Raw genomic sequence first — 22748 nt, 5'->3', positions numbered from 1 at the left:
CTCCATCCATTGTGGAATGACAGAAAATTCAGCTCGCGGCGAGACTGCCGAGCAACGCCAGCGCGGCTTCCGAAGGGCTGCCCGGCGCAGCCTGGTAGACGACCAGCTGCTGGCCGGGCGCGCTGTTCACGGTCAGCGCTTCGTAGCTCAGCTCCAGCTCACCGACCTGCGCGTGGTGGAACCGCTTGGTTTCGTGCGTTTTCTGCCGGATGTCGTGGCGGGCCCACAGCCGGCGGAAGTCCGCGCTCTTGACCGACAGCTCGCCGACGGTCTCGATGAGCTGCGGATCGTCCGGGTCGATCCCGGCCGCCGCCCGCAGGCCGCCGACCGTGTTGACCGCGACGCGCTCCCACTCCGGGTAGAACGTGCGCGCGTCCGGGTCGAGGAAGACCAGCCGGACGAGGTCGCCGCTGTACGCGTGCCCGCCGAACAACGCCTCGCCGAGCGCGTTGCTCGCGAGCACGTCGAGGCAGCGGCCGAGCACGAGCGCGGGCGTGTCCGGCCAGCCGTCCATCAGGCGCAGGAGGTTCGGGCTGACCTGCTCCCGCCGCCGCGCGCGCCGCCGGGTGGGCCGGGCCAGCCGGTGCAGGTGGGCGGTGGCGTCTTCGTCGAGGGCCAGTCCCTGGGCCAGCGCGTCGACTACCTGCGCCGACGGGTTCCGCTCCCGGCCCTGCTCGAGCCGGACGTAATAGTCGGTGCTGACCCCGGCGAGCACCGCGACCTCTTCGCGGCGCAGGCCCGCGACCCGGCGCGACCCGCCCGCGGGCAGGCCCAGCGCTGCCGGGCCCACCTGTTCGCGGCGGGCCCGGAGGAACTCCCCGAGTGCGTTCTCCTTGGCCATGATCCGAGGCTAACCCGGATCGAGCCGACCAGGGTGGCCGCGCCGCACCCACCCTCAGGTGAGCCGGACGGTCTCCCCGTCCCGCTCCGGCTGCAGCAGCGTCGCGGTGGCCTCGCGCCCGTCGACGTCCAGCGTCATCACGGCGTTCCCGAAGTGCGGGCCGGAGACGCAACCCCAGGTCAGCGGCGCGGGCGGGACGCCGACGCGGCGGGCCAGCCCGGTGCTCAGCCGGGTCAGCCCGCGTGCCCAGCCCGCGCGGAACAGGCGGTTCATGTACCAGGGCACGGTGTTGTGGATCGGCGAGCAGGTCAGCTGGTGCACGGGCGCGCCCGGGAGGTCGGCTCGCGCGACGTAGGCGTGGTGGACGTCGCCCGAGAGCACGCTCACCGACGCGACATCGGTGTCGGCGACCCGGCCGATCAGCCGGGCCAGCCGGTCGAACGACTCGCGGAAGGCGGGCCAGTGCTCCAGGTCGGCGAGCTGCCGGAACCACTCCGACGCGCGGCCGACGAGCCCCGGCCGGGCGCACAGGCGCTCGTTGACCGACTGCGCGGCCGAGAGCGCGGTCGGCAGCAGCCACGGCAGCGACGTGCCGATGAGCAGGTGGTCGAAGTCGCCGTCGGCCTGCTCCTCGATCCAGCGGAACTCCTCCTCGCCGATCATCGAGCGCTGCCCGCCGTCGAGGATCCGGCCGGCGCGCGAGTCGATGACCAGCAGCCGGACCGGCCCGAAGTCACGCCGGTAGGACCACCGGGTGCCCTTGGCACCGTCGGCCTCCCGGTCGGCGCGGTCGGCGAACTCGCGCAGCAGTGCGGCGTTGTCGGTCCCGGACTTCGTCACCTGCCGGTAGACGTCGTCCTCGGCCAGCTCGCGCGGCCCGAGGTTCCCCAGGTGCTGGTAGACCCAGTACGACACGAGCGCACCGCGGATCCGCTCCGGCCACCACGACGTGCGGGCCATCTCCGCGCGCCAGGCCTGCGAGGTGTTCCAGTCGTCGCGGACGTCGTGGTCGTCGAAGATCATCGACGTCGGCACCGTCGAGAGCAGCCAGCGCACCGCCGGCTCGCACCACGCCTCGAAGTACAGGTGGCAGTACTCCTCGAAGTCGGCGATCTCGGTGCCCGGCGGCTTGCTCGTGTCACGCCGGGAGGCGAGCCATTCCTGCGTCGCGTCGGTGGTTTCGTCCGCGTAGACCTGGTCGCCGAGCAGGAGCAGCGACTCCGGCCATTCGGCCTCGTCGAGCCCGGCCATCCGGTGGGCGTAGGCGGCGAGCGCGTCCGGGCCGAGCGCGTCCTGCTCCCGCGGCTTGCGGCAGGACCCGAAGACCAGCCGGAACCGCGGGTCGCCGGGTCTCAGCGTGCGGATCCGGCTCGGCGGCAGGGTGCTGTCCGGTTCGGGCCAGACGCGTTCGCCGTCCAGCCGGACCTCGTACGGCGTGCTGCGCCCGGGTTCCAGCCCGGTCAGCACGACCAGCGCGTAGTGGTAGCCGGCGACCTCGAACGTCCTTTCGGAGGCGTCGGCGACCCGGACTTCGCACGGCCCGGAGGTTTCGACCCAGATCGTCGCCGACGTCGCGTCGACGTGCCGGAGCAGGGGACCCAAGAGCAGCTCGGTCATCCCCGGATCCTTTCAGCAGTACGGCCGGTCGGCAGGTCGAAAGGCCCCGAAACATTCCGATAATCGTTGACCGGTTCCGGGCGGTGAACGAACGATCGTGACAGCTGCGCGCCCTGCCCCCGGAAAGGATTTCCTCGAGTGCGAAGAATCATCACGACTCTCCTCGCCGCCGTGGTGCCGATCGTCGCGGCCGTCGTCCTCGTCGTCGCCCAACCCGCGTCCGCGGCCAGTTTGACGCGCGTGACCGGCTTCGGCGACAACCCGAGCAACCTCGCCATGTACGCCTACGTCCCGGACCACGTCGCGGCCCGCCCGGCGCTGCTGGTCGCGCTGCACTACTGCACCGGCTCGGCGTCGGCGGTGTTCAACGGCGCCGCCCGCGACTACGTCACGGCGGCCGACCAGTACGGGTACGTCATCGTGTTCCCCGAAGCCACCCGCAGCGGGCAGTGCTTCGACGTCTCCTCGCCGCAGGCCCTCACCCGGGGCGGCGGCAGCGACCCGGTCGGCATCCTGTCGATGGTCGGCTACGCCAAGGAGCACTACAACGTCGATCCGTCCCGGGTGTTCGTCACCGGGTTCTCCTCCGGCGCGATGATGACGAACGTGCTCGCGGCGGAGTACCCCGACGTGTTCGCCGCGGGGTCGGCGTTCATGGGCGTGCCCGCGGGCTGCTTCGCCACCGCGGACGGCTCCAGCTGGAACAGCCAGTGCTCGGGCGGCCAGCTGACGAAGACCGCCCAGCAGTGGGGCGACCAGGCCCGCCGGATGAGCGGCGGGCGCAGCGGCCCGTACCCGCGGATGCAGCTCTGGCACGGCACGGCCGACGACACCCTGCGCTACCCGAACTTCGGGGAAGAGATCAAGCAGTGGACGAACCTCGACGGGGTGAGCCAGACGCCGTCGTCGAGTGACGCGCCGCAGTCCGGCTGGACGCGCACCCGCTACGGCGGCACCGGCACGCAGGCACCGGTCGAGGGGATCAGCGTCCAGGGCGCCGGGCACGTGCTGCCGCAGAACGGGATGGTGGCCTACGCGATCGCGTTCCTCGGCCTGGACAGCGGTTCGACCACCCCCGCGGCGGGCACCACGCTGGGCGGCGCGGCGAGCGGCACGGGCCGCTACTTCGGCACCGCGGTCTCGGCGAGCAAGCTCTCCGACAGCGTCTACACCGGCATCCTCAGCCGGGAGTTCTCCATGATCACGCCGGAGAACGAGATGAAGATCGACGCGACCGAGCCCGCGCAGGGCCAGTTCAGCTACACCAACGCCGACCGGATCGTCGCCCAGGCGGCGAGCCAGGGTGCCCGGATGCGCGGGCACACGCTGGCCTGGCACGGGCAGCAGCCGGGGTGGATGCAGGGCATGGAGGGCGCCGCGCTGCGGTCGGCGATCCTGAACCACATCACGCAGGTCGCAACCCACTACCGCGGCAAGATCTACGCCTGGGACGTCGTCAACGAGGCCTTCGCCGACGGCAGCTCCGGCGCGCGGCGCGACTCGAACCTGCAGCGCACGGGCAACGACTGGATCGAGGCGGCGTTCCGCGCCGTGCGGGCGGCCGACTCCGGCGCGAAGCTCTGCTACAACGACTACAACACCGACGACTGGACCCAGGCCAAGACCCAGGCCGTCTACCGGATGGTGCAGGACTTCAAGTCCCGCGGCGTGCCGATCGACTGCGTCGGCTTCCAGTCGCACTTCAACAGCGCCAGCCCGGTGCCGTCGAACTACCAGACCACGCTGGCGAACTTCGCGAGCCTCGGCGTGGACGTCCAGATCACCGAGCTGGACATCGAAGGCTCGGGCACCACGCAGGCGAACAACTTCCGGACGGTCACGAACGCCTGTCTCGCGGTGGCGCGCTGCACCGGCATCACGGTGTGGGGCATCCGGGACACGGACTCCTGGCGGGCGTCGGGCACGCCGCTGCTCTTCGACGGCAACGGCCAGAAGAAGGCGGCCTACACCGCCGTACTGGACGCGCTCAACGGTGGCACGACCCCGCCGCCGACCAGCACCACGCCGACCACGCCCACCACGCCGCCGACGACCACGACCCCGCCACCGGGCGGCTGCACCGCGGTCTACGCGACCACGGCGGAGTGGAACGTCGGCTTCAACGGCCAGGTGTCGGTGTCCGGGTCGGACAACTGGGTGCTCACGATCACCTTCCACGCCCCGCAGAAGGTGATCGGCAGCTGGAACTACACGGGCACCTGGGACAGCACCGGGTACGTGCTGACCGCGCGGCCCAACGGCAGCGGCAACGTCATCGGGTTCACCGTGCAGCACGGCGGGAACCTGACGGCGCCGACCGTGACCTGCGCGGTGGGTTAGAACAGCCGCCCGACCTCGTCCGCGGGCGGTTCTTCCAGGCTGAGGAGGAACCGCTTGCGGGCGAGGCCGCCGGCGTACCCGGTCAGGCCGCCGCTGGTGCCGACCACGCGGTGGCACGGCACGATGACGCTGATCGGGTTCCAGCCGTTGGCGTTCCCGACGGCCTGCGCGGCGCCGGGGTCGCCCAGCTCGGCGGCCAGCTGGCCGTACGTGCGGGTTTCGCCGTACGGGATCTTCGTCAGCAGCGCCCAGACCTGTTTCTCGAACGCGGAGCCACGCGGCGCGAGCTCGAGGTCGAACTCGCGCCGCGTGCCGTCGAAGTATTCGCCGAGCTGGACCTGAGCGGCCGGGAAGGCGTCGTCGTCGCGCGGGCCGAGGTCGGTGAGGCGAGGCGTGCGCAGGTGGCCGTCGAAGTACAGCCCGGCCAGCGCCTCACCGTCGCCGGCCAGGGTCAGCGGTCCGATCGGTGACGCGATGACGGCGTGCTTCATGGCGCCAGCTTACGGGTCAGCCCTGGCTGGTCTTGACCGAGAGGGAGTCGACGCTCATCTCGGCGCCCGGCGTGATGTCCGCGGACGGGCTCGTGCAGCCGCAGACCTTGTTCGGGTACGAGCCGCCGATGGCGACGTCGAAGATGACGAAGAACCCGTGGTCGACCGCGGCCTTCCAGGTGCCGGCCGAGACCTGGTTCTGCTTCACTGCGTACGTCTGGTTGCCGTCGAGGTAAAAGCGAAGCTCTTCGGCGGCGGCGTCGCGGCGGTCCACGACCACGGAGTAGGTGTGGTAGCCCTCCTGGCAGCCGGGGCAGTCCTGGAGGTCGCTGGTGATGCCGTCCGGGTCGTGGCACTCGCCCTGCCACTGTCCACAGTGGAAGGTCGTGGAGTGCTTGCTCAGCGCGTTGACGTCCTCCATGATGTCGAGCTCGCCGATGCTCGGCCAGTTGGTCGCGCCGACCGGGCGCGTCGGCGCCCATCGCCCAGAACGCGGGCCAGTAGCCGAGCCCGCTGGCTGGGGAGGGCTGCTTCAGCGTCGCGCTGATCTCCAGCTGACCGCCTTCGGGCGCGGCGAAGTCGGTGCGCTGGGTTTCGATCCGGCCGGACGTCCAGTTGCCCGACGCGTCGCGCAGCGGCTTGATCGCGAGGTGGCCCTGGCCGTCGTGGTAGACGTTGTCCGTCGAGTCGGTCGACGTCTCGAGCTCGCCGGTGCCCCAGTTCGCCGCGCCGCCCGGGTAGCCGGTTCCCTTGTCGTAGAGCCAGTCCTGGGTGTTCAGCCCGGTGCCGGCGGCGCCGTCGAAGTCGTCCTGGAAGACGGTGGTCCACTCGTCCGCGGCGTGGGCCGGGGCGGCCGTGACGACGAAGGGCAACGTGGCCAGCACGGCGGCCAGCCGGATGTGGGTGCGCATGGGTCCCGCTTTCTGTGGGATGAGCGGTGTTCTGGCCGTCCACCGACCTGCGCGGTCCTCCACTGTCGGCGGCGATCTCCGGTGGCGTCAAGGGATCTGCCCGATCGTCCGGGCCACTCGGGACGGACGGGCAGGATCACCGGGGATTGTTTCGAAATCCGTCCGGCGGGGAAACGCGCGGGCCGTTTGCGACGATGGTCTGGACCTCCTCGGGAGGGGTTGTCAGTCCCGGGAGCGGTGTGGTGCTATTTGTTTACGTCCACAACGAACTGCGCACCGCCCTCGGATGTCCTTTTCGGACTCCGCCGTCTCCTCAACGTGGAGGACGCCATGATCTCCCGCCGCTCGTTCCTCAGCTTCTCCGCGGCCACGCTCGCCACGGCCACGGTGCTGCCCCTCGCCGCGCGGTCGGCCTTCGCCGCCACGCCCGACACCTTCGGCCTCAAGCTGGTGAACAAGTCCGGCTCCGGCACCGTGTACGCCTACGTGACCGGTACGACCCCCGACGGCAAGCTGGTGCTGCTGCGCGCCGACGGCACGCCGTACTACCCGGACTCGCCGAGCGCGCCGACGACGCCGCTGCCCGAGGACTGCGCCATCCCGATCGCCTCGGGCGCCCAGGTTTCGGTGCCCAAGATGGGCGGCGCGCGCATCTACGTCGTCACGGACGCGAAGCTGGACTTCTTCCTCGACCCGGGCCCGAACCTGGTCCACCCGAGCTTCCTCAACTCCGGCGACCCGAACTACGGCAAGAACTGGTCGTTCAGCGAGTTCACGTTCAACGACACGCAACTGTTCGCCAACATCAGCTACGTCGACTTCGTCGGCATCCCGATGGGGCTCGAGCTGACGACCAAGGGCTCGGGGACCTCGACGGTGAACGGGCTGCCGGCGGGGGCGCTCGACCAGATCGCGTCGGAGCTGTCCGGTTTGGGCGGCGAGTGGCCGGGCCTGGTCCAGACCGGGGGCGGCGGCACCCTGCGCGTGCTGTCGCCGCACCACCACGCCGACCAGTTCGGCGGCTACCTCGACGGCTACATCGACCAGGTGTGGCAGAAGTACGCGGGCACGGACCTGGTCGTCGACTCGCAGAACCCGGGCCTGGGCAAGTTCACCGGCCGCGTCTCGGGCGGCAACCTGGTGTTCGGGGCGGAGTCGTTCGCGAAGCCGGCCACGAAGGACGTGTGGAGCTGCGACAGCGGCCCGTTCGCCTTGGCGGAAGGAGCGAGCGACGCGCGCAAGAGCATCGTCCCGCGCCTGGCGGCGGCGCTGAACCGCACGACGTTGCTGGACAACCCGAACCAGCCGACGGACGAGGACCCCGCGCGCTTCTACCAGGGCGACACGACCAACCACTACGCGCGGATCGTCCACTCGAAACTCCCGGACAACCGGGGCTACGCGTTCCCGTACGACGACGTGAGCCCGGGCCCGGACTTCAGCGGCGCGGTCTTCGCGGGCGACCCGGACGTGCTGACGATCACAGTGAACGCCACGCACGGCTGAGGCAGTGCGAAAACTGTCGGTGGTGGCGGCTAGCCTCACTGCATGAACACGGACGACGCGACGGTCCCGGCGGACCAGCTGACCAAGGGCCAGTGGTTCTGGCACGAGCCGGCGCCGGGGCTGCCCGCGTGGCAACTGCAGGTGACCTCGGCGGAGTTGCTGGAGGACTCCGTCGAAATCTTCACCACGGACGAGGAGAGGGAGCTGGTTTCGTACCCCCGCACCCGGCTCGTGCGGCTCGCGGGCGCGGCCTGAGGTGCTTGTGAGGTAGGGCACGGCGCTTGGGGCGGCTGGTCGGCCGGTTTGCCCTGGGGAGGGCGGCCGGGCGCTTGCCCTGGGGGCGGGCGGCTGGGTTGGTGCGTGCCGTGCGGCGGGCTGGGGATGCCGGTCCGCGGCGCGCGGCGACCGATCGGCTGTCCTGGAGCGGAACTGCCCGGGTCGGTGAAGTGCTGTGCGGCGGCGTGGCGGGCTGCTGGGGAGGCCGGTCCGCGGCGTGCGGTCGCCCCGATTGGTTGTTTGCCATCGCGCGGGCCGGTGAAGTACCGACCGGCCGCGTGGCGAGCCGCCGGTGCGGTGAGCGGGTCCCAGGTTTGTTGCGCTGTGCGAAACCAGCCATCGGCTCGGCCCGCGGGCGAGGATTTCTTCCATCGTGCTGCGTAGTCATCGCCTGCGGAGGCTCCCGAGCCGGAGCCTCCGCAGGCGAGCGGTCTGCCGGAAATCCTTGCGCCGAGCGCAGCGCGGCTACCAGGAAGCGGGCCTGGGCCGGCGCACGATCACCGGTGCGCGGCTGCCCGGCTCTTCCTCCTCACGCCGAAACTCCTTACGCAGTGCCCGTGTCTCGCAGGGCTGCCGGGCGCCAGGTCATGCGGACCGTTGTTCCTTGGCTGCCCGAGTCGATTTCCGCCTGGTCCGTCACCTTGTCGATCAGCAGCAGACCGCGGCCGCCGGTGGTGCGCAAGCCTGGCTGGCGGGGGCGGGTTGGCGGGATTCCGCAGCCCGTGTCGGTGACCGTTACCGTCACCGTGTCGCCCTTGCGTGTGGCCGCCAAGCGGGCCCAGCCGTGGCCGTCCGGGTAGGCGTGGGACGCTACGTTCGCCAACGCCTCGTACGTGGCCAGCGTGATGTCGTGTGTGCTTTCCGGGTCGAGCGGGAGATCGCCCAGCCACTGGGTCAGCTTGCGGCGCAGGCCCGCCATCTCGTTCGGCAGGGCCGGTGCCAGTTCTTCGAACGTCGAGGTGACCACGGCGCCGGCGCTGGTGCGTGCCGGGGACGTGGTCCCGGTTTGGTCGGCGTCGACGCTCTCGCCCGTGTCGACGCCCGGGTCCGGAGTATGTCGGTACACGATCCGCTCCCATCCGTCAGCCGCTGTTCCCCCGTTGTCCGGGCTTCCCCTGTGAGCTACCCACCGCAGTGGAGTCTTACCCGTTGTGCTTTCGGTGACATCGCGCTAACGTAAAAGTGCTCCTCGCGGATGTCGGCCCCTCGGCCGCCCGGAGGAAGCTCCCGGATCCAGGCCGATCGGCCTCTTTCCTTCGTTGGATCAACCCACCCGGCCGCGCCGTCCGCGCGGCCGGTCACCTCATCAGGAGACACCCATGTCTTTTCACGGAATCCTTGACCTGTCAGGGAAAACCCCGTTCGTCCGCACCAGCTACCGCCCGGCGCCGGACGACGTCGCACTACCGCTTTCCGTCATCCGCAAGCACAAGCTGCGCGCCGGCGACGAAATCACCGGCACCGCCGACGAAATCACCAGCGTCAACGGCGCCGACCCCGCCGAGCCGCGGCCGTTGTTCACCGACCTGGTCCCGCTGCACCCGGACCGGCGGCTGCTGCTCGAAACCACGCCGGAGCGCCTGCTGTCGCGCGTCATCGACCTCGTCACCCCGCTCGGCAAGGGCCAGCGCGCCCTCGTCGTTTCCCCGCCGAAAGCCGGCAAGACGACCGTGCTGCGCGAGATCGGCCACGGCATCTCGGTCAACCACCCCGAATGCCGGCTGATGGTGCTGCTGGCCGACGAACGTCCGGAGGAGGTCACGGAGCTGCAGCGCACCGTCCGCGGCGAAGTGATCGCGTCCACTTTCGACCGTCCGCCCGCCGAGCACGCCGCGGTGGCCGAACTCGCCGTCGAACGCGCGAAACGCCTGGTGGAGCGCGGTGAAGACGTCGTGCTGCTGCTCGACTCCCTCACCCGCCTCGGCCGCGCGTACAACCTTTCGCTCCGCGCTTCGGGCCGCACGCTGTCCGGCGGTGTCGACGCGGCCGCGTTGCAGCCGATGAAACGCATCCTCGGCGCGGCCCGCAACATCGAGGGCGGCGGCTCGCTCACCATCGTCGCGACGGCGCTGGTGGAGACCGGATCGCTGGCCGACACGCTCTTCTTCGAAGAGCTGAAGAGCACCGGCAACGCCGAACTCAAGCTCGACCGCAAGACGGCCGAACGCCGCGTGTTCCCGGCCGTCGACCTGCCCGCGTCCAGCACCCGGCGTGAAGAACTCCTGGTCACGCCGGGCGAACTGGCCGCGATGCGCGACGTCCGCCGCGCGCTGCAGGGGCCGCACGCGATCGAGCAGCTGATCGACCAGCTCCGCAAGACCGGCTCGAACGCCGAGTTCCTCCTCCGTGTTTCGGGAGCCCCGCTGCCCGCCGCTGCCTGAGCAACGTCACCGAGGCGGCTGGTACGGGGTCGTACGCGGGTACGTCGTCCGTTCAGGCCCGCGATTCAGCGTCGCGACGAGAAAGCCGAGCCCGACGACGGTGACGACGAGCGGCCCGGCCCCGGGCGTGGCGGCCCACCACCCGATCCCGGCGGCAGCCACCACCCAGGCCGCGACGAGAGTGCGTTTCGCCGTCAGGGGATAGGGCTTGGGCAGTTCCGCCAGCGCCGACGCGCCGAGCACCACGAGCCCGGCGAGCGCCACGACAAGCACGGTCAAGTACATGGGGGATGTCCTCCTTCGGGGAGTCGGGCATCTCAGAGGTGATTACCCCCATGCGGGACGGCCATGCCGTGGCGCCGGGCACACCGCGCAGAAGCTCAGCTGCCGCGCCCGGTCGCGCGTTGCAGCTCGTCGATCCGCGCCGACGCCTCCGCTTTCGTCAGGTTGTCCGGCACCTCTTCGCCGGCCTCCTGGGCCAGCGTCTGCAGGTACGACTTCTGCGGACCGGTCATCGGCTCGTCGCCGGTCGTCCAGTCGCTCGGGTCCTTCTCGGGGTTCGGTTCCACCTGCTCGTCCATCGTTCCTCCCAACGTGAGTCGAACACCTGTTCGCTTCGAAGTGAAGGGTAACCCAGGGGTCCGACAAAAACCGGTCAAGCGGGCGGGGTGCTGGGGTGGCCCATCTCGTGATCGGGCCGGCCCGGGGTGATGCGCGCTTCCTTCTGCCGCTGTTCCTGCAGGTGGCGGCGGCCGCCGACGAGGGCTTCGCACAGCGAGCGCGTGAACTCGCGGGTCGTGCCGTAGTAACCGTCGTCGTACTCCTCGACCACCTGGAACGTCCACCGCTCGGGCAGGACGTTGAGCCCGATCAGCTCCTCGGCGATCCGGTCGGCCCAGTCGTCGTGGCCCGCGTCCCGCAGCATCTTCATGGCGTCTTCGAACAGCAGGTCCGCGGTTCCGGTCAGCTGGTGGAAGGCGTAGAGGTGGCCGCGCGCACGTTCGATGGTCTCGAAGGCTTCGGTGGCCTTGCCGACGGCGTCCGCGGTCGGCTGGTCGACGTCCAGGTTTTCGGGCATGGACGCAGAATGCCCCGTTCCGGAGGCGCTACACCTCCCGGACGGGGCACTCTGGCCGGAGCGGTCAGGCCGTCGGCCGCGTAGCTCCCGCGTACTCGCTCAGCAGCGGCGAGATCTTGACGACGTCGCCGCTGGTCGGGGCGTGGACCATCTTGCCGTCGCCGATGTACATCCCGATGTGGGACACGGGGGAGTAGTAGGCGACCAGGTCACCCGGCTGCAGCTGGCTGCGCGACACCGGGGTGCCGAAGCCGGCCTGCGCCGACGACGTCCGGGGCAGCGAGATCCCCGCCTGCTTGTAGGCCCACTGCATCAGGCCGGAGCAGTCGAACGTGCTCGGCCCGGTGGCGCCCCAGACGTAGGCGCTGCCGAGCTTGCTCAGTGCCGCGTCGACGGCCTTCTGCGCCGCCGCGCTGGGCGCCTTGACGTTCGGGGCCGCGCCGCCCGTGTCCTGCTGGGCGGCCTTGTCGGCGCTGCTGAGGTTCTTGCTCTGCGCCTCGATCTGGTCGATCTGGGCCTGCAGGTTCTTCTTCTTGCCCTCGATGTCCGAGGCCAGCTTCGCCGCCGCGTCACGGGCGTCCTGCGCCTGCTTCGCCGCGTCGGTGGCGGCCTTCTGGGCGGCGGTGGCCTTGTCGGCCGCGCCGCTGAGGTTGTCCATCGCGCCGTTCTTCTCGGTCGCGATGACCTCGAGGGCGGCCGAACGGTCGAGGAAGTCCTGCGTGGACGTGCCCGCGAGCAGCGCCGACAGCTTGTTCAGCTGGACGCCGCTGGTGAACGACGCGCCGGCGAACTTGTCGACCTGCGTCTGGTACTTCTGCTTCGCCTCGGTGGCCTGGGCGCCGGCGTCCTTCGCGGCGGTGGCGTCGGCGTTGGCCTTGTCGAGCTGGCCCTGCTTGGCCTTGAGGTCGTCCTGGGCCTTGAGCAGGTCTTCGTTGAGCTTCTCGGCCTGCGCCGCGAGGTCGCGGTACTTGGCGAGGGCGTCCGACCCGGAGGGCGGGGCCTGGAGGGCGGGGATGGGGGCGGCGGTGGCCGGGGGCTGGGCCATGGTGACGACAGTGATCACCGAGGCCGCGGCGAGGGCACCTGACACCACGCGCTTGACGGGATGCGAACGCATTCTCGCGCGGGTCTCCTTTGCTGTTCGGCCGCCGTCGGGTCCGGAGCCGGCGAGTCGGGGGCCTCGCCGTACCCGGCGCGTGGTCGACCGCAACAGGAAGAGCACGCGGTGGGGTCCGGTACCCGGCAGGGGGGTATCGGCGGCGATCTCGCGTCGCCGTCTCATCGACGACCGGGGGCCGCGAGATCTCGAACAGGTTACGAAAGGAGTACGGAGACGTCCAGTCCGGGCCGCCGGAAACTCTCCGTGACGTCAAGAAACACGGCTGGACCAGTGTGAACCAGGCCAGGTGTGGTCGGGATTACACCTCGTGACCAGGCTTGATTACCCTACCCCCCTAGGGTATCCATGAGGCATGACAGACACCACCTACACCGTCACGGGCATGACGTGCGACCACTGCGCCCGCTCGGTCGAAGAGGAACTCCGCGAGCTCGGCGCCGTCACCGGCGTCGCGGTCGACCTGGCCACCGGCGCGGTGACCGTCAGCAGCACGCGCGAACTCGACCTCGCCGACGTGCGCGGAGCGGTCGAAGAGGCGGGGTACCGGCTGACATGAACACCGCAGCGAAGCTCTCCGCCCGCGGTGCGGCTCTCGCCCTGGTCGCCGCGGGTCACTACATCCTCACGCTCACTCCGGCGCCGGTCATCTTCGAGATCACCGGCGCCGACGGGGTCACCGCCGCCACCGGGAAAGGGGACCGGCCATGACGCTGCAGCTCGACGCGAAGAACGTCGAACTCGCCATCACCGGCATGACCTGCGCGTCCTGCGCCGCGCGGATCGAGCGCAAGCTCAACAAGCTGGACGGCGTCACGGCGACCGTCAACTACGCCACGGAGAAGGCGAAAGTCGTCTACGGCGGCGAAGTCGGCACGCAGGACCTGGTCGCGGAGGTCGAAGCGGCGGGCTACGGCGTGACGCTGGCCGAAGCGGAACCCGAGCAGCCGGCCGAGGATCCGACGAAGGCGGTGCGGCAGCGCCTGCTGGTCTCCGCGCTGCTGAGCCTGCCGGTGATCGTCCTCGCGATGGTCCCCGCCTGGCAGTTCACGTACTGGCAGTGGATCTCGCTCACGCTGGCCGCGCCGGTGGTGGTGTGGGGCGCGTGGCCGTTCCACCGGGCCGCGTTCGCCAACCTCCGCCACGGCACCGCCACCATGGACACGCTCGTCTCGCTCGGCACGCTCGCGGCGTTCGGCTGGTCGGTGTACGCGCTGCTGTTCGGCACGGCCGGCACCCCGGGGCTGACCCACCCCTTCGAGCTCACCGTCGAGCGGATGGCCGGCGACGGCTCGAGCTACCTCGAAGTCGCCGCCGGCGTCACGACGTTCATCCTGGCCGGCCGCTACTTCGAAGCCCGTTCGAAGCGCCGCGCCGGTGCCGCGCTGCGGGCCCTGCTGGACCTCGGCGCCAAGGACGTCGCCGTCCTGCGTGACGGCCGCGAGCAGCGGATCCCGGTCGGCGACCTGGTCGTCGGGGACGTCTTCGTGGTGCGGCCGGGGGAGAAGGTCGCCACCGACGGCGTGGTCGCCGACGGCGGGTCCGCGATCGACGCGAGCCTGCTCACCGGCGAGAGCGTGCCGGTCGAGGTCGGGCCGGGCGACGCCGTCGCCGGGGCGACGGTCAACGTCGGCGGGCGGCTCGTCGTCCGCGCCACCCGCGTCGGCTCGGACACGCAGCTCGCGCAGACGGCCCGGCTGGTCGAAGAGGCCCAGACGGGCAAGGCCCGCGTGCAGCGGCTCGCGGACCGCGTCTCGGCGGTCTTCGTGCCGATCGTCATCGCGCTGGCCGTGGCGACACTCGCCTTCTGGCTCGGCGCGGACGCGACGCCGTCGGCCGCCTTCACCGCCGCGGTCGCCGTGCTGATCATCGCCTGCCCGTGCGCGCTGGGCCTCGCCACGCCGACCGCGCTGCTGGTGGGCACCGGGCGCGGCGCGCAGCTCGGCATCCTCATCAAGGGGCCGGAGGTGCTGGAGTCGACCCGCCGCGTCGACACGGTGGTGCTGGACAAGACCGGCACCGTGACCACCGGGAAGATGACGCTGGTCGAGGGGGACGGCGAGGTGCTGCGCCTGGCCGGCGCGGTCGAAGCCGCGTCCGAGCACCCCGTGGCGCGGGCGATCGCGGAGGCGGCGCGCGAGCGCTTCGGCGAGCTGCCGTCCGTAGCGGACTTCCGCAGCACACCGGGCGTGGGTGTCTCTGGGGTCGTCGAGGGACGCGAAGTCGTCGTGGGGCGGGCGGACGCGTCCGAAGCCGCGGTGACCACGGTGGCGGTGGCCTGGGACGGCGAGGTCCGCGGCACGCTGGCCGTGGCCGACACCGTCAAGCCGACGTCCGCCGAGGCGGTCCGGCGGCTGCGCGGGCTCGGCCTGACGCCGATCCTGCTGACCGGGGACCACACGGCCGTCGCCCGCGCGGTCGCCGCCGAGGTCGGCATCGAGCACGTGGTCGCCGAGGTGCTGCCGCGGGACAAGGCCGACGTCGTGCGCCGGCTGCAGGAGGACGGCAAGGTCGTCGCGATGATCGGCGACGGCGTCAACGACGCGGCCGCGCTCGCCCGGGCCGACCTGGGGCTGGCCATGGGCACCGGCACCGACGTCGCGATCGAGGCCGCCGACCTGACGCTCGTGCGCGGCGACCTGCTCGCCGCGGCCGACGCGATCCGGCTGTCGCGCCGCACGCTGCGCACGATCAAGGGGAACCTGTTCTGGGCGTTCGCGTACAACGTGGCCGCGCTGCCGCTGGCCGCCGCGGGCCTGCTGAACCCGATGCTCGCCGGCGCGGCGATGGCGGTCAGCTCGGTCTTCGTCGTCACCAACAGCCTGCGGCTGCGTGCGTTCCGGGCGGGGTGACGCCTTTGTACGGTCCTTGTATCCGGCTGGGTGATCCTCCCGGACGTACTGATTCCGACCAGTGGAGGACAGGGATGTTCACGAAGGCCGCCGTGCTGACGGCAGTCACTTCCGCGGCGTTGACGGCGTTCGCCGTGGCCGCACCGGCTCAGGCCGCGCCCGCGGCCACGACGGCGCTGCCCACGGCGAACATGGAGGCCGTGCTGAAGGCGGCCCAGATCGACCCCCGCCGCGCCGACACCACGCAGACGCCGGGAGCGCACGACAGCGTCCTGCTGGTCGAGCAGGCGTTGCAGGCCAAGGGGTTGCTCGCCTCTGCCTACGTCGACGGCTACTTCGGCACCACGACGATCACGGCCTACTCCGAGTACCAGAAGTCGTTGGGGTACAACGGAATCGACGCTTCCGGGCTGCCGGGCAAGACGTCGCTCGAGAAGCTGGGCGAAGGCCGGTACACCGTGACGTCGACGGTGTCCGCCGGCAGCCGGGTCTCCTTCCGCGGGGTCACGATCAACACCCGCACGAAGGCGATGCTGCTCGAGGCGGAGCGGATCTCGGGCACCACGGTCAGCCTGACGCAGGGCTCGTACAACCCGGGCGGCGTCGACGCGTCGGCCGGGACGCACGACGGCGGCGGCGCGATGGACATCTCGGTGTCGGGCATGTCGTCGACGACCCGGACGAACTTCATCAAGGCCCTGCGCCAGGTCGGGTTCGCGGCCTGGTACCGCACGCCGGCCCAGGGGTTCGCCTACCACGTGCACGCCGAGGCGATCTCCGACCCGGACCTGTCCTCGGGCGCCCAGCACCAGACCGGCGACTACTACCTCGGGATGAACGGTCTCGCCGGGCGCGGGGCCGACGACGGCCCGTCGGTCCCGAAGGTCACCTGGGAGGAGTACCAGCGCGGCTGACGCGCGTGGCGCGCCCGGCCGTGGTGGCACGGCCGGGCGCCCCGGTGGTTTGATCGAAGGACCGACAACCCTGGGGGTGCTCGATGGCCGAGAAGGCGTTCCGGTTCGGCGTGGTCGCGGCGGCCGCGGAGGGCGGCGCGAAGTGGCTCGCCACCGCGCGGCGGGCCGAGGAGCTCGGCTACGCCACGCTCCTCAGTCCGGACAACCTGAACCTGCCGACGCCGACCGCGTCGCTCGCGGCCGCCGCCGCGGCCACCACCGACCTGCGGGTCGGGTCCTTCGTCTTCGCCAGCCCGTTGCGCACCGCGCGGGCCGCCGCCTGGGAGGCGCACAGCCTGACCGTCGTCACCGAGGGCCGGTTCGAGCTGGGGCTCGGCACCGGGCTGCCCGCGATGCGGCAGCAAGCCGCGGAACTGGGCCTGTCCTACGGCACCGGCCAAGACCGGCTCGACTCGATCTCCGAGACCATCGACCACCTCCGGCGGCTCGACGGGGACGTGCACACGCCCGTCATGGTCGCCGCCGGCGGCCCGAAGGCCCGGCGGCTCGCCGGGGCGAAAGCCGACATCGTCACCCTCGCCGGCGGCGTCCTGACCACCCGTGACGAAATGGCCGGGTACGTCGAGGAAATCCGGAACGCGGCCGACGGCCGGGACATCGAGCTCGCGCTGAACCTGTTCGTCATCGGCGAGGTGGTGCCGCCGTGGATCAAGGGCTTCATCGGGGTCGACGCCGACACCCTCATCGAGCACGACTCGCTCACCATGCTCCGCGGCGACTTCGACGGGATGGCCGCCGAGCTGGAACGGCGGCGCGACGAACTGGGCGTCTCCTACGTCAGCGTCAACAGCGCGTTCATCGAGGAGTTCGCGCCGCTGGTGGCGCGGCTGTCGGGGAAGTGAGCGTCGCGGGGTCGGTGTTGGCGCCGCACAGCAGGACCGCGACGCGCTCGCCGCGCGCGGGGCGGTAGGCGCCCGCCAGCAACGCGGCGTACGCGGTCGCTCCGCCGGGCTCGACGGCCAGGCGGTAGCGGTCCCACAACGCCGCCCTGGCCTCGACGATCGCCGCGTCGTCGACCAGCACCGACGCCGCGCCCGTGCGCGTGGCGACCGCGTAGGCGATGTCGCCGAGCCGGGACGCGCCGAGAGAGTCCGCGGCGACGCCGGACACCTCGACCGGCACCGGCTCGCCCGCGGCCAAAGCCGCGTGCAGTGTCGGTGCCGTCCGCGGTTCGACGCCGACCACCCGGGCCCGGCCCTCGGCCGCGGCCGCGATGCCGGCCAGCAGCCCGCCGCCGCCGACCGCGACCAGGATCGTGTCGACACCGCCCGTCTGCTCCAGCAGCTCCAGGCCGGCCGTGCCCTGCCCGGCGCAGATCTCCGGCTGGTCGTAGGCGTGGCAGAACAGCGCGCCGCGGTCCGCCGCGTCCTTCACCGCCGCGTCGTAGGCGTCGGCGTACTTCTCGCCGACCAGCTCGGCCGCCGCGCCCAGCTGCCGCAGCTTCGCCACCTTCACCGCGGGCGCGTTCACCGGGACGTAGACCCGCGCGGCCACGCCGAACTCGCGCGCGGCGTGGGCGACGGCGAGCCCGGCGTTGCCGCCCGAGGCGGCGACCACCCCGGCCGCCGACAGCTCGCCCGCGGCGAGGATCCGGTTGAAGGCGCCGCGGGCCTTGAACGAGCCGGTGTGCTGCAGGTGCTCGAGCTTGAACCACACGCCGTCGTCCGCGAACACCGGCGTGCGGCGGACCCGGCCCGCGATCCGGGCGGCGGCCTGGTCGACATCCGAAGTGCTGATCACCACCCCAGGATGCGGGGAGACAGCCGTAAGCACCAGCGACGTCTCCTATCCTGACTTCAGCGATGCTTACGGCTGGAGGTCCCGTGCTCGACGCCCACCGCCTGGCCTTGCTCGCCGAGGTCGCGCACGCCGGCTCGATCGCCGGGGCGGCCAAGCGGCTGTCCTTCACGCCGTCCGCCGTCTCGCAGCAGCTGGCGAAGCTGGAGTGCGACGTCGGCACGCCGCTGCTGCACCGCAACCCGCGCGGCGTCACGCTCACCCCGGCCGGGGAAGCGCTGCTCGGCCACGCCGAAACCATCGTCGGCGAGCTGCGCACCGCCGAGCGGACGGTCCGCGCGCTCCGGGACGAGGAGCCGGCGCAGCTCACCGTCGGCACGTTCGCGAGCGCGGGCATGACGCTCGTGCCCGCCGCGCTCGCCGGCTTCCGCCGCGACCACCCGGCGGTGGCGCTGCGGCTGCTGGACCTCGAGCCGCCCGACGGCTACGGGCTGGTCAGCTCGCGCGACCTCGACCTGCTGATCACCCACCGCTATCCCGGGGCGCCGCTGCCCGACCCGCGCGGGCTCGACCGGACGCTGCTGCGCTCGGAGCGGTTCCGGCTGATCCTGCCCGCGGGCCACCCGAAAGCCCGGGTCCGGCGGCTGACGCTGCGTGCCCTGGCCGGGGAGGACTGGATCTCCGGCAGCCCGGGCGTGCCCAACCGCGCCTGCCTCGACCAGCTGGCCGACGCCGCCGGGGTCGAGCTGGGTGTCGCCTACGAAACCCGGGACTACCAGGTGATCCTGGCGCTGGTCGAGGCCGGGCTGGGCATCGCGTTCGTGCCGGAAAGCGTGCTGGAGCGGGTGACGTCGGCGCGGATCGAGGTCCGCGACGCCGCCGACGCCCGGCCGGCACGCGACATCTTCCTGGTGCACCACCGGCGGCCGGGGAAGCTGGTCACCGAGATGGTCGCGCGGCTGAGCCGTCCACAGTAGACACCTCAGCCGACCGGGCGCACGGTGCCCTCGAACCGCGCGGACGCGGCGCGCAGCGCGTCCAGGCACGCGCGGACCGCGCCGTGGTCCTCTTCGCCCGCCCGGCAGATCGCGTAGATGGTGCGCGTCAGCGCCGGGCGCGTGGCGAGGATGCTGACCCCTGCCGGCTGCCGCTCCCGGGCGAGCCGGGGGACCAGCGCCGCGCCGACGTTGCCCGCCACCAGTGCCAGCTGCGTCGGGTAGCCGCCGACCGTGCAGCTGATCCGCGGCTCCAGCCGTTGCTTGCGCAGCACCTGGAGCAGCCATTCGTAGCAGCCGGACCCCAGGCTCCAGCCGATCCACGGCAGGTCGTCCACTTCGGACAGGTCGACCGTCTTGCGGTGCGCGAGCCGGTGCCCGGCGGGCAGTGCCAGGTCGGCGACGTCGGAGAACAGCGCGATCCGGGTCGTCGACGGCGGAATCACCGTCGGCCGGTCCTCCCAGCTTTCCAGCACCGCGACGTCGAGGTCGCCGGCCAGCACCCGGGGCATCGTCTGCTCCGCTTCGCCTTCGTGCAGCGTCACCGCCAGCCGCGGGTGCTGCGCGGCGAGCGTGGCCAGCGCGGGCGGCAGGAGCGCGTGCACGGTCGTCGGGATCGCGCCGACCCGCAGCGGCCCGATGACGTCCTCGCGCAGCAGCTCCAGGTCCGCCTTCGCGTCGGCGACCTGGGCCAGGATCCGCTCGGCGTGCCCGGCGAGCACCTGGCCCGCCTTCGTCAGGCGCACACCCCGGCCGCGCGGCTCGAGCAGCCGCTGCCCGGCCTCCCGTTCCAGTTTCGCCAGCTGCTGCGACACCCCGGACGGCGTGACGTGCAGGGACGCGGCCGCCGCGGCGACCGAGCCCTGCGTGGCGACCGCGTGCAGCGCGCGCATCCGCTCGAGTCCGAACACGGTAGCGATCCTACCGAATTCTCCGCAGAAACATTCGCTTGTCCTTGACAGTCGCCGCCCGCACGCTGGAGGCGTGACCACGACCGCGCCCCGCGCCACGACCACCACCCCCACGCCGTTGAGCCAGCGCCTCGACCCGCGCCTGCTCGCCGCGCTGGGCAGCTTCTGCATCTCCCTGTCGTCGGTCTTCATCAAGGTCTCGCACGCCAGCGGCAGCACGAGTGCGTTCTGGCGGTGCCTGCTGGCGCTGCCGGTGCTCCTCGCGCTCGCCGCGTGGGAACGGCGGAAGGCGGGCCCGGCGACCCGCCGCCGCGTGCTGCTGCCGCTGCTGGCCGGCGTCGGCCTCGGCCTGGACTTCGTGCTGTGGGGCGAGGCGATCCCGCGGGTCGGCGCCGGCATCGCGACCGTGCTGCTCGCCGTCCAGGTGATCATCGTCCCGCTGCTCGCGTTCGCCTTCCTGCGAGAGCGCCCGGCGAAGCGGTTCCTGCTCGCGGTGCCCGTGCTGCTCGGCGGCGTCGTGCTGGCCGGCGGGTTCGCCGGCACCGGCTCGTTCGGCCCCGATCCGGTCACCGGCGCCGTGGCGGCGATGCTCGCCGGCGCCGGGTACGCCGTCTACCTGTTCCTGATCCGGCTGAGCGGCGGTGCCGGTTCGCAGGCGCGGTCCCTGGTGCTGGCGACGATCTCGGCCGGCGTGGTCGCCCTCGCGCTCGGTCTCCCGACCGGGACGCTCGACCTGAGCCCGAGCCCGGCGACGTTCGGCTGGCTGGTCGCGCTCGCCGTCGTCGGTCAGCTGATCGGCTGGCTCCTCATCTCGGCCGCGCTGCCCCGGATGTCGGCCACCACCGGTGCGACGCTCATGCTGCTGCAGCCGGTCGGCGCGGTGCTGCTGGGGATCGGCCTGCTCGGGGAGACGCCGAGCGTGCCGCAGCTGGTCGGCTGCGCCGGAGTGGTCGCGGCGGTCTGCTTCGCCGGGCGAACCCGGCGCGGATGATCTGCGGGCCGTGGCCCGCCCAACTACCGTCGCGGGTATGCGAGTGCTGGTGGCGGGAGCGTCGGGGTTCGTCGGCAGCCGGTTGTGCCCGGTGCTGGAGGAGGCCGACCACGACGTCCTGGCGATGACCCGGCACCCGGCGAAGTACCGCGGTGCCGGGACGGCCGTGCGCGGTGACGTCGCCGACGTCGATTCCCTGCGTGACGCGCTCAAGGGCGTCGAGGCCGCCTACTACCTGGTGCACTCCCTCGACAGCGCCGACTTCAAGCGCCGGGACGCCGACGCGGCCCGTGCGTTCGCTCGCGCGGCGGCGGACACGGGCGTGCGCCGGATCGTCTACCTCGGCGGCCTCGGGGACGACGACGATGCCCTGTCGGAGCACCTGGCCAGCCGGCGCGAGGTCGAGCGGCTGCTGGGGGAGACCGGCGTGCCGGTGACCGTGCTGCGGGCCGGGATCGTCATCGGGCACGGCGGCACGTCGTGGGAGCTGACCCGCCAGCTCGTCGAGCACCTGCCGGCGATGGTCACCCCGCGCTGGGTGAGCACGCGCACCCAGCCGATCGCGATCGCCGACGTCGTCCGCTACCTCGCCGGGGTGCTCGACCACCCGGAGGCGGGCGGCCGGACGTTCGAGATCGGCGGCCCGGAAGTGCTGGCCTACAAGGACATGCTGCAACGCGTGGCCGCGATCGAAGGCCGTCCGCTGGTGATCGTGCCCGTCCCGCTGCTCTCGCCGCGGCTGTCGTCGTACTGGCTTTCGCTGGTCACCGACATCGACGTGACGACCGGGCGCGCCCTGATCGACTCCATGACGAACGAGGTCGTCGTCCGCGACGACGCCATCCGCCGGATCGTCGAGTTCGAGCCGATGGGCTATGACGATGCGGTGCTGCAGGCCCTGGGCGAGCGGGCGAAGAGCCGGCGGACCGCGTGAAGCCGTTCCTCGCCGGCGTCACGGCTCTCGGCTCGGGCCTGCTCGGCGCGTCGCTGGCCAGCGAGCCGGGATCGAAGCGGTTCCACGCGCTCACGGCGTCGGTCGCCGCGACCTGGTTCGCCGGGGCCCGCGCGGCCGGGCCCGTGCGGCGGGGCCGGCCCGGTGTCGTGCAGCCGGTGCTGGCCGGCGCGGGCGCGTTCGGCGTGTTCTGCGGTGGTGCCCTGGTGGCCCGCCGCATCCCGCTGCTGCGCCGTGCGATCACCGGCGTCCTGGGCCACGCCCACCACGGCTCGACGGCCACGGTGGCGCTCACGACGCTCGTCACCGGCGCGGCCGAGGAGGTCTTCTTCCGCGGCGCGCTCTACGACAGCTTCGGCGCGCGCGGGTCGACCGCGGTCTACGTGCTCTCGACGACGGCCACGCGCAACCCGGCGCTGGTGCTGGCGTCGGCGCTGATGGGTGCGCTGTTCGCGGCGCAGCGCCACCGCTCGGACGGGGTGCAGGCGCCGCTGCTGACCCACGTGACGTGGTCGGCGCTGATGCTCGCCGTCATGCCCCGCTTGTTCCCGCCGAACAGTGGGGAAATCCCCGCCGAGAATGCTTTTGTGCGCGAAAAAAGATTATTGTGACATAACGACGCCGGCGCGTACTCTCAGGCCGAGAGAGGCACGCCATGAATCGTCTTCGTCTGCGTCGAAACGGTTTCGCCGTCTTCGGTTGTGCCGTTCTCCTGGCCGGGTGCGGCGCTAGCCCGACGGCGAATCCGCACCCGGTCGCCACGGTCACGACCACTGCT

At 71.9% G+C, this 22748-nt stretch carries 24 protein-coding genes; 13 read left to right on the top strand and 11 right to left on the bottom strand.

What is annotated here, in order from left to right; translation table 11 throughout:
* Positions 1–28: 28 nt before the first annotated feature.
* Positions 29–841, bottom strand: a complete 813-nt coding sequence (locus ACWEN0_RS38335) for a helix-turn-helix transcriptional regulator (RefSeq protein WP_451984815.1) — start codon at positions 839–841, stop codon at positions 29–31.
* Between the two features lie 54 nt (positions 842–895).
* Positions 896–2458, bottom strand: coding sequence for an alkaline phosphatase D family protein (locus ACWEN0_RS38330; RefSeq protein WP_451984813.1), 1563 nt, complete (start codon positions 2456–2458; stop codon positions 896–898).
* Between the two features lie 138 nt (positions 2459–2596).
* Between ACWEN0_RS38330 and ACWEN0_RS38325 the strand changes: the two genes are divergently transcribed.
* Positions 2597–4798 carry an extracellular catalytic domain type 1 short-chain-length polyhydroxyalkanoate depolymerase gene (locus ACWEN0_RS38325; RefSeq protein WP_451984811.1) on the top strand — a complete coding sequence of 734 codons (2202 nt, stop codon included), beginning with the start codon at positions 2597–2599 and terminating at the stop codon, positions 4796–4798.
* Here ACWEN0_RS38325 and ACWEN0_RS38320 read toward each other — a convergent pair.
* Both ACWEN0_RS38320 and ACWEN0_RS38315 read right to left on the bottom strand, forming a co-directional pair.
* Positions 4795–5289, bottom strand: a complete 495-nt coding sequence (locus tag ACWEN0_RS38320; protein WP_451984809.1) for a methylated-DNA--[protein]-cysteine S-methyltransferase — start codon at positions 5287–5289, stop codon at positions 4795–4797. The genes ACWEN0_RS38325 and ACWEN0_RS38320 overlap by 4 nt on opposite strands.
* Before the next feature lie 16 nt (positions 5290–5305).
* Entirely contained in the window at positions 5306–5710 is a 405-nt protein-coding gene (locus ACWEN0_RS38315) for a hypothetical protein (protein ID WP_451984807.1), read from the bottom strand.
* Positions 5711–6530: 820 nt separating this feature from the next.
* Between ACWEN0_RS38315 and ACWEN0_RS38310 the strand changes: the two genes are divergently transcribed.
* On the top strand, positions 6531–7706 hold the full coding sequence (locus tag ACWEN0_RS38310) for a glycoside hydrolase family 64 protein (protein WP_451984805.1): 1176 nt from the start codon (positions 6531–6533) through the stop codon (positions 7704–7706).
* Positions 7707–7748: 42 nt separating this feature from the next.
* Positions 7749–7961 (top strand): hypothetical protein, encoded by a 213-nt coding sequence (locus ACWEN0_RS38305; RefSeq protein WP_451984803.1) that lies wholly within the window; start codon positions 7749–7751, stop codon positions 7959–7961.
* A 565-nt stretch (positions 7962–8526) separates the two neighbouring features.
* Here ACWEN0_RS38305 and ACWEN0_RS38300 read toward each other — a convergent pair.
* Positions 8527–9048 carry an ATP-binding protein gene (locus tag ACWEN0_RS38300; RefSeq protein ID WP_451984801.1) on the bottom strand — a complete coding sequence of 174 codons (522 nt, stop codon included), beginning with the start codon at positions 9046–9048 and terminating at the stop codon, positions 8527–8529.
* Between the two features lie 253 nt (positions 9049–9301).
* On the opposite strand from ACWEN0_RS38300, the gene rho reads away from it, so the two are divergent.
* A complete protein-coding gene (rho, locus tag ACWEN0_RS38295; protein ID WP_451984799.1) occupies positions 9302–10363 on the top strand; it encodes a transcription termination factor Rho in 1062 nt (353 codons plus the stop codon).
* A 6-nt stretch (positions 10364–10369) separates the two neighbouring features.
* Here rho and ACWEN0_RS38290 read toward each other — a convergent pair whose 3' ends face one another.
* From ACWEN0_RS38290 to ACWEN0_RS38275, 4 genes are all read right to left on the bottom strand, one after another.
* Positions 10370–10648 carry a hypothetical protein gene (locus ACWEN0_RS38290; protein WP_451984797.1) on the bottom strand — a complete coding sequence of 93 codons (279 nt, stop codon included), beginning with the start codon at positions 10646–10648 and terminating at the stop codon, positions 10370–10372.
* 95 nt (positions 10649–10743) lie between these two features.
* Complete coding sequence (locus ACWEN0_RS38285; RefSeq protein ID WP_451984795.1) at positions 10744–10944, bottom strand: DUF3072 domain-containing protein; 201 nt, start codon at positions 10942–10944, stop codon at positions 10744–10746.
* A gap of 74 nt (positions 10945–11018) precedes the next feature.
* A complete protein-coding gene (locus tag ACWEN0_RS38280) occupies positions 11019–11441 on the bottom strand; it encodes a hypothetical protein (RefSeq protein ID WP_451984793.1) in 423 nt (140 codons plus the stop codon).
* 64 nt (positions 11442–11505) lie between these two features.
* On the bottom strand, positions 11506–12558 hold the full coding sequence (locus ACWEN0_RS38275) for an NlpC/P60 family protein (RefSeq protein WP_451984791.1): 1053 nt from the start codon (positions 12556–12558) through the stop codon (positions 11506–11508).
* Positions 12559–12913: 355 nt separating this feature from the next.
* On the opposite strand from ACWEN0_RS38275, the gene ACWEN0_RS38270 reads away from it, so the two are divergent.
* From ACWEN0_RS38270 to ACWEN0_RS38250, 5 genes are all read left to right on the top strand, one after another.
* The gene (locus ACWEN0_RS38270) at positions 12914–13117 is read left to right on the top strand and encodes a heavy-metal-associated domain-containing protein (protein ID WP_451984789.1); all 204 of its coding nucleotides are present in this window, start codon (positions 12914–12916) and stop codon (positions 13115–13117) included.
* Positions 13114–13269 (top strand): hypothetical protein, encoded by a 156-nt coding sequence (locus ACWEN0_RS38265; protein WP_451984787.1) that lies wholly within the window; start codon positions 13114–13116, stop codon positions 13267–13269. Before ACWEN0_RS38270 ends, ACWEN0_RS38265 begins: the two co-directional genes overlap by 4 nt.
* Entirely contained in the window at positions 13266–15410 is a 2145-nt protein-coding gene (locus tag ACWEN0_RS38260) for a heavy metal translocating P-type ATPase (RefSeq protein WP_451984785.1), read from the top strand. Before ACWEN0_RS38265 ends, ACWEN0_RS38260 begins: the two co-directional genes overlap by 4 nt.
* Positions 15411–15484: 74 nt before the next feature.
* Positions 15485–16324: a peptidoglycan-binding domain-containing protein gene (locus tag ACWEN0_RS38255; protein WP_451984783.1), complete on the top strand. Its 840-nt coding sequence runs from the start codon at positions 15485–15487 to the stop codon at positions 16322–16324.
* A gap of 83 nt (positions 16325–16407) precedes the next feature.
* The gene (locus tag ACWEN0_RS38250) at positions 16408–17226 is read left to right on the top strand and encodes an LLM class flavin-dependent oxidoreductase (RefSeq protein WP_451984781.1); all 819 of its coding nucleotides are present in this window, start codon (positions 16408–16410) and stop codon (positions 17224–17226) included.
* On the opposite strand, the gene ACWEN0_RS38245 is transcribed toward ACWEN0_RS38250, so the two are convergent.
* Complete coding sequence (locus tag ACWEN0_RS38245; protein ID WP_451984779.1) at positions 17180–18124, bottom strand: threonine/serine dehydratase; 945 nt, start codon at positions 18122–18124, stop codon at positions 17180–17182. The genes ACWEN0_RS38250 and ACWEN0_RS38245 overlap by 47 nt on opposite strands.
* A gap of 83 nt (positions 18125–18207) precedes the next feature.
* Here ACWEN0_RS38245 and ACWEN0_RS38240 point away from each other — a divergent pair, with 83 nt between their 5' ends.
* Entirely contained in the window at positions 18208–19098 is an 891-nt protein-coding gene (locus ACWEN0_RS38240) for a LysR family transcriptional regulator (RefSeq protein WP_451984777.1), read from the top strand.
* A gap of 5 nt (positions 19099–19103) precedes the next feature.
* On the opposite strand, the gene ACWEN0_RS38235 is transcribed toward ACWEN0_RS38240, so the two are convergent.
* Positions 19104–20027 (bottom strand): LysR family transcriptional regulator, encoded by a 924-nt coding sequence (locus tag ACWEN0_RS38235; protein WP_451984775.1) that lies wholly within the window; start codon positions 20025–20027, stop codon positions 19104–19106.
* A 73-nt stretch (positions 20028–20100) separates the two neighbouring features.
* Between ACWEN0_RS38235 and ACWEN0_RS38230 the strand changes: the two genes are divergently transcribed.
* Genes ACWEN0_RS38230 through ACWEN0_RS38220 form a run of 3 tightly spaced genes read left to right on the top strand, consistent with a single transcriptional unit; the run spans position 20101 to position 22581 of the window.
* Positions 20101–21018, top strand: coding sequence for a DMT family transporter (locus tag ACWEN0_RS38230; RefSeq protein ID WP_451984773.1), 918 nt, complete (start codon positions 20101–20103; stop codon positions 21016–21018).
* 37 nt (positions 21019–21055) lie between these two features.
* Positions 21056–21952 carry an NAD(P)H-binding protein gene (locus ACWEN0_RS38225; RefSeq protein ID WP_451984771.1) on the top strand — a complete coding sequence of 299 codons (897 nt, stop codon included), beginning with the start codon at positions 21056–21058 and terminating at the stop codon, positions 21950–21952.
* Positions 21949–22581 (top strand): CPBP family intramembrane glutamic endopeptidase, encoded by a 633-nt coding sequence (locus tag ACWEN0_RS38220; protein WP_451984769.1) that lies wholly within the window; start codon positions 21949–21951, stop codon positions 22579–22581. Before ACWEN0_RS38225 ends, ACWEN0_RS38220 begins: the two co-directional genes overlap by 4 nt.
* The last annotated feature ends 167 nt before the right edge of the window (positions 22582–22748 follow it).

Source organism: Amycolatopsis sp. NPDC004378, from assembly GCF_053602455.1.
This window is presented reverse-complemented; position numbering and strand designations above follow the sequence as displayed.

Excerpts from the sequence above, each read along its gene's own strand:
- ACWEN0_RS38285 (WP_451984795.1), bottom strand. The coding sequence starts at position 10,944 with ATGGACGAGCAGGTGGAACCGAACCCCGAGAAGGACCCGAGCGACTGG.
- ACWEN0_RS38320 (WP_451984809.1), bottom strand. The coding sequence starts at position 5,289 with ATGAAGCACGCCGTCATCGCGTCACCGATCGGACCGCTGACCCTGGCC.
- ACWEN0_RS38280 (WP_451984793.1), bottom strand. The coding sequence starts at position 11,441 with ATGCCCGAAAACCTGGACGTCGACCAGCCGACCGCGGACGCCGTCGGC.
- ACWEN0_RS38250 (WP_451984781.1), top strand. The coding sequence starts at position 16,408 with ATGGCCGAGAAGGCGTTCCGGTTCGGCGTGGTCGCGGCGGCCGCGGAG.
- ACWEN0_RS38290 (WP_451984797.1), bottom strand. The coding sequence starts at position 10,648 with ATGTACTTGACCGTGCTTGTCGTGGCGCTCGCCGGGCTCGTGGTGCTC.
- ACWEN0_RS38265 (WP_451984787.1), top strand. The coding sequence starts at position 13,114 with ATGAACACCGCAGCGAAGCTCTCCGCCCGCGGTGCGGCTCTCGCCCTG.
- rho (WP_451984799.1), top strand. The coding sequence starts at position 9,302 with ATGTCTTTTCACGGAATCCTTGACCTGTCAGGGAAAACCCCGTTCGTC.
- ACWEN0_RS38260 (WP_451984785.1), top strand. The coding sequence starts at position 13,266 with ATGACGCTGCAGCTCGACGCGAAGAACGTCGAACTCGCCATCACCGGC.
- ACWEN0_RS38225 (WP_451984771.1), top strand. The coding sequence starts at position 21,056 with ATGCGAGTGCTGGTGGCGGGAGCGTCGGGGTTCGTCGGCAGCCGGTTG.
- ACWEN0_RS38335 (WP_451984815.1), bottom strand. The coding sequence starts at position 841 with ATGGCCAAGGAGAACGCACTCGGGGAGTTCCTCCGGGCCCGCCGCGAA.
- ACWEN0_RS38270 (WP_451984789.1), top strand. The coding sequence starts at position 12,914 with ATGACAGACACCACCTACACCGTCACGGGCATGACGTGCGACCACTGC.
- ACWEN0_RS38330 (WP_451984813.1), bottom strand. The coding sequence starts at position 2,458 with ATGACCGAGCTGCTCTTGGGTCCCCTGCTCCGGCACGTCGACGCGACG.
- ACWEN0_RS38305 (WP_451984803.1), top strand. The coding sequence starts at position 7,749 with ATGAACACGGACGACGCGACGGTCCCGGCGGACCAGCTGACCAAGGGC.
- ACWEN0_RS38315 (WP_451984807.1), bottom strand. The coding sequence starts at position 5,710 with ATGGAGGACGTCAACGCGCTGAGCAAGCACTCCACGACCTTCCACTGT.
- ACWEN0_RS38275 (WP_451984791.1), bottom strand. The coding sequence starts at position 12,558 with ATGCGTTCGCATCCCGTCAAGCGCGTGGTGTCAGGTGCCCTCGCCGCG.
- ACWEN0_RS38255 (WP_451984783.1), top strand. The coding sequence starts at position 15,485 with ATGTTCACGAAGGCCGCCGTGCTGACGGCAGTCACTTCCGCGGCGTTG.
- ACWEN0_RS38310 (WP_451984805.1), top strand. The coding sequence starts at position 6,531 with ATGATCTCCCGCCGCTCGTTCCTCAGCTTCTCCGCGGCCACGCTCGCC.